The sequence below is a fragment of the Shewanella hafniensis genome (assembly GCF_019655335.1).
Classification (GTDB): domain Bacteria; phylum Pseudomonadota; class Gammaproteobacteria; order Enterobacterales; family Shewanellaceae; genus Shewanella; species Shewanella hafniensis.
This window is the reverse complement of sequence record NZ_BPFD01000138.1, coordinates 1-5,264: the sequence shown is the minus strand read 5'-3', so window position 1 is coordinate 5,264 and position 5,264 is coordinate 1. Positions and strand designations below refer to the sequence as shown.

General features: G+C 43.7%; 4 protein-coding genes. All 4 read right to left on the bottom strand.

The genetic code is table 11. The features are described from left to right. Nucleotides 1-68 precede the first annotated feature (68 nt). The 4 genes from K5Q99_RS21240 to K5Q99_RS21225 are packed head-to-tail and all read right to left on the bottom strand — an operon-like array spanning nucleotide 69 to nucleotide 4,988. Nucleotides 69-1,418: a hypothetical protein gene (locus K5Q99_RS21240; protein WP_220778053.1), complete on the bottom strand. Its 1,350-nt coding sequence runs from the start codon at nucleotides 1,416-1,418 to the stop codon at nucleotides 69-71. Next, on the bottom strand, nucleotides 1,409-2,359 hold the full coding sequence (locus tag K5Q99_RS21235; protein ID WP_220778052.1) for a TniB family NTP-binding protein: 951 nt from the start codon (nucleotides 2,357-2,359) through the stop codon (nucleotides 1,409-1,411). Before K5Q99_RS21235 ends, K5Q99_RS21240 begins: the two co-directional genes overlap by 10 nt. Next, complete coding sequence (locus tag K5Q99_RS21230) at nucleotides 2,353-4,368, bottom strand: TnsB C-terminal domain-containing protein (RefSeq protein ID WP_220778054.1); 2,016 nt, start codon at nucleotides 4,366-4,368, stop codon at nucleotides 2,353-2,355. The genes K5Q99_RS21235 and K5Q99_RS21230 overlap by 7 nt, the downstream gene beginning before the upstream one ends. Next, nucleotides 4,368-4,988: a TnsA endonuclease N-terminal domain-containing protein gene (locus K5Q99_RS21225; RefSeq protein ID WP_220778051.1), complete on the bottom strand. Its 621-nt coding sequence runs from the start codon at nucleotides 4,986-4,988 to the stop codon at nucleotides 4,368-4,370. Before K5Q99_RS21225 ends, K5Q99_RS21230 begins: the two co-directional genes overlap by 1 nt. Between the last annotated feature and the right edge of the window lie 276 nt (nucleotides 4,989-5,264).

Sequence of the window (5,264 nt, the reverse complement as noted above, 5' to 3'; positions counted from 1 at the left end):
GTGTCGATGCTTTAGACTAAATCGTAAGTATTTTATATATATAGGTTTTAACAGGCGATATTGCTTCATTATATGAGTGATAACTGCATTGGTTTTTGTTGCTGGCGTATTTGTAGTACATCTTCAAATTGGCAAAGTGCCAGACTGCCGGCACGCGCGACGCGAGGAGGGCGAAGTTTACCCATTTTTCTAAGTGCGTTAAGTAGCTCCATGGGTAAGCCTGTTAATGATACCGCTTTCTCTAGGGAGATAGCGTCATATTGCCGCTTGCTAAAGACGTCCTTTGCAAACCGTATAAAAGACGCCGGTTCGCACCAGATAGCACGTCGTAAATTGTGACCTTCGCCATATCCTAACTGCAGGCGGCCTTCTTTGAATCCTATGAGAATGTCATACATTTCAACATCATTATGCACCATGACCTCCGTGAGTGTTGATAAGCACACCATGCCAGGTTGGATGTCGTTACCGACTAACAACTGGAAAATAGGTGCGACATCAATTTGGCTATTATGGTGAAGTCTGCTTTTACGTGCATGTTTCACTAAATTAACGTGTTGAAGCTGCTGCAATTCTTCTGGCCCCAGCTCAAGTAGCCGAGATGCTTTTCCAAATGGAAGCCATTGTTCTGTCACCGAAAGAGCAATGCCATCTGCGGTGGGAGCTGGGATAACAATATCTAACGTAGCGGCAGGCCACGTACAGGAAAGTGTTTCAAGGAACTGCACAATAGCCACACTGCGGATATTGTGAGGTAGTAAAGATGAGGTTGCCTGAAGTGTCTTTTGTACCCACTCTCTAAAAAATGCATTATCCGTTAATAACCGATATCCCTTTTCGAGCATATTTTCATAAAATGGCAGTGAAGCATAGGCGTTCGGTTTGAACGCCATGATGTGCTCTTTTTCCAATACCAGAGCGGCGTAGAGGCAATCTGACACTTGAGCCTCACTCAATGAACGCACATTTTCTGACGAGGGTTTCAGTTCTACCCCGCATCGAGGGGAAGTGCAGTGCCCTTTTATAAGTGGAATATCCCAAGCAAGGCTTTCGTAACACGTGGTGCATTGACTCGTCAGTGCAGATTGGTGTTTGGAACAGGCATGGCAAAACGGATTTTGCACTTCCGTTAACAGGTAGCCATCTTCATTCAAGCACTGAATACACACTTTAGGGTTGAGTTGAATGTTGCGGTTAAACATCGGATTGATAATCGTCGAAAACACCTCACCTTGGCTTATTGGTATGCCAAATTTAGCATTCAGAGCCGGTGTAATTTGAAGCTTAATAATGTTATTTTGCTCAGCTGACGACAGCATACTCCCAATCCTTGCGTAACCATTAACGCGCGCTAAACGAAGAAGGTAACCGATGCTAACTTCATCAGGTTTTCTCTGTGGCGAAAAGGCTAAAGACACGTTTTCAACTCCCGCTTTAATTTCTGGTATTCATGTGTGACCGCAGCGTCTATTGCCCTATAGCTATATTCAGACTCATCAAAGGGATTATTGACGTTTTGGCTGTAAATATAAAAGTTCGCTTTTAAACGCATCATCAGTGTGTGGCAGTCTTTGATATGACTCATATCTTCACGCATGAATAAGCCATCAAGGGTACTGAAGCTACGCTCCATATAGGCAACGTAAAGTCTATCTAATAGCTCTTTATCCTCGATACCAATTTGAGGAGCGCTGATTTGCTGTAGAAAGCTGTTGATACAATCAACCCATTCTTGCGTTCTCGGTAAGATACGATGCAGTTTTACTGACCTCAGCATTCGGCGACTGAGTTGCTCGTTGTCGTCGACGGTTTTATCCACTTCGCCGAAGGTCAGGAGTCGCATGGCCCGCTCACTACCGATAAAGACAATTGAACAAGTGAGCGTGTCGAGTAGGGCGCAGAAGTATTTCAACATGTCTAATGCAATTTTCCCTTGTTTAGCAGGAAAAACCTGTTGAATTTCATCAAGAATAATGAGCTCGACACCACGTGCTTTAATCAGAAATCGAAATTGCTTATCTAACTCACCCGCGGCAACTTTACCTAAGGGGGGCTGCACGCCTAATTCCGTTATCAACAGTCGCAAAATATCATCAACTTTGCTTTTCGCTTCTTGAAAACGGTAAGTGAATATCGGCAGACGAATGTGGTCGGCTTCTTTCACCGGAGGATACTGAGCGGCATAGCATTCAGCGATGTAGGTTTTGCCTTCGCCCGATTTGCCATAAATGAGCACGCCTTTTTTATTATTGGGAAGGTGACACATTTGATGAACTCGCCCAATTTGTTCATGCGCGTGTTTAACCAATGTATGTTTAACAATAAAGGTGTCTACAGGTGTAGGTATGCTGACTACCATAAGGCTTTAGTGTCCCTTTGCATGTTATCAATAATTTGTTCTGGTTCATTCAGTTGGCTTGCACGTAGCTTGTCAGCCAATTCAGTCTTGTCTAATGAGTTTTGCCACTTAATATCTTTTAATGAGTCCGTCGCATTGGCATTCTGAATGCGCTGCTCGATTGACAGTTCTTTTGCATTATTGTCTTCAAACGAACTTGTCGGTTTGCCACTTCGTTTAATACGTACTGTTTTGGCGGGAATGAAACGGTCAATCGTAACGGCATATTGACCGGTAACCTGATGTTTTTCAGTTTGGAAAATGTGTTGTCCTTTCTGCACTTTGCCATTTAACTGTGCAAAGGAAACGGGCCAACGCGAGTTGATTTCTTCATCATAATTATAAGCAACGATTGACCTGGCCTCTGTCTCGTTCGGGAGCGCAACGCTGACAGTGACACTGCTTGCATCATAGGGGTTGTAAAACACCTGAACGGTGGGATTCACGTTTTTGTGACCATAGGTCATGAGTAACGTATGCACTTTTTTCAGTTCAACACTGGTGAAGCGGTGTTTCAATACACGGACAAAACCTCTTGAATCGAGTTGCTGCTCATGCGCCTGTGTCGCGACATGGAAGTGGTGCTTAATAGAATCGTAATCATAATAAGATTGCACCACCCTAGATTGCTGCCAACAGAATATCGGTGAACAATTTAACCCTGAATGGGTCTTGTGAGCGTATTCTGTCAGCATGGTATTGATTATCTTTGTGAACGTACTGGCAGTGATATGCGTATTCTTAAGTGGATTTATTTTTGTTCTAGTGCCTTTTTTCGGATAGGTATTTAAACCAACAGTGCGGTTGCCGGCTGAATCCGTCACCACCATTGATTCAAATTTTTGCCTAAACACTCTAAAGTGCGATTCTACAAAGGGTTTCGCTGACGGTGTATTCGAAGGGGTGTAAACGATATTACTCCCCAGCTGTTCACATAGACTCTTAATTAACTTGTTGTTAAATGCAGGGCCATTATCCATGATGAACGTATCTGTCTTACCGCAAAAGGGGAGATTGTCGTCACACAAATACGTATTTTGGATCAACTGTAAAACAACCTCCGTCGCTTCTCCTTTGCCATAATCAAAAACCATACTTAGCGGTGCACGCGTATAGCAATCAAGTGCATAATAGATGACCACAGGCTCAGTTAACTCCCCCGTGACATCATCAATAACACGGATATTTGTGTGCAAACAATCGAGTTCAACACGTTGCAATGGGTAATGCAGTTTTATCCGTTTAATCAGGTTAAGTGAGAGCTGCTGACGTTCAGCGTGGGGAGTTTTTGGATCGTCTAATTTGTCACAAATCGACTGTCTCGCTTCAATTCTGCGCGAAAACGTTCGTTTGCTTGCAACGATAATATTGGGATTTGTTTCACGTGCTTTCAGCGCATCTTGTTTGTAACAAGCATAATGTCCCGTTGCCACTTTATGGCGACTATCTTGGTAAGTCGTGCTCAAATACGTGTCGATTAACGCGTTAGACTCCTCACCGATACGGGGGGTATGTGAGCGTGATTTACAGATTAAACTGTCATCATTGAAACGTGAGCTTATCCAAGTCTTCCAGTAACGGTTAATCGTTGTTTTCTTAGGATGTTCAGCCCCTCTGAGTGCAGGGTAATTTTCCTCAACAACTTCAATCATTTTCTGATAGGTAGTGGACGTCGTCGGCTTTAGGGTTTCGTCGTTCTGCAGCATGTCGCGCAGCGTATGAATATAAACAATCCGTGAATCCCGAGTCGCTTGCTGTACTGGGGACAAAATGAGACGCGTTTTTTCGACCGGTTTGGGAAAAAGGGTTTTTTCATGCAGTTTTGTGCTAAATACATCTAGCGCTAAGAACTCTCGCGTTTTTTCATCATTGTCCACTTCGAGCAAAATCGACACGTCATCAGCAAACAAGACCGTCATGATGTCGCCGTTGCTATTGTGGAATTGATGGTCACGCGCCTGAGCAAACATCACGATAGCATCACCTTATTCAGGGTTGTGCTTGCCAGTAGCAACTGTGATTTGTCGAATTGGTAAAAACCGGCTCCGACTAAATGATATGCATCACCCACGGATGTTTGGCTTCTAGGCTTGAGCCAATCGACTAACGCCTCAAATGTCAACAATTCAGGTAGGTCTGCATGGTTGAGCGTACATGATAACCGTGCAGAACGCCGATTAGCGATTAACTGGAGGTTGGTATAAATCATGGGCGTTAACTGACGCTCATCAACGAGGACGATAGGGACATTAGCCGTCTTAAGTGAGTATTCATTGAATAGCGCTAATCGCGACTGGAAGTCTTTCGTGATATGACTTGAATGATGGACTTCAATAAATGCTGCAGTGCCGTTAGCATATTTAATAAGAAAATCAGGTGTATATCGAATGGTCTTATGGGTAATACTGTCATGGAGATGCAGGCTTTCAGGCTGCGCAGCATAGGCAACGATATTCGGTTCACACTCCATCTGCGCCGCAATACACAATTCAAGGAATGATTCGACCTTCAGCGGGGCTTGATTCTTCTGCGAAAAATATTGATATACATGCCTGCCGCGTGATTTATTCGCTTTATACTTGTTACTCACGTTACACCTCTTTCTACATTTCAGAGTGCTAACCGTTAATTTGCAGCGGAAAAATTAATCTCTGCTAAAATTAAAGGTTACCCCTACGGATAAGGCAAACGTCTTTCCCGACATGGGGAAAGCGCTCACGTGTGTTTGTTAACACGCGAGCAGCATATTCAATTTTCGAAAATCCACAAAAACTTGTGAATTTTCGCGCAAGGCACAATTCATTTTAAAAAAACATGCAGGCGTTTAACACGCTTCGATGCCCCCCAATCGCCATTGATACCTCGC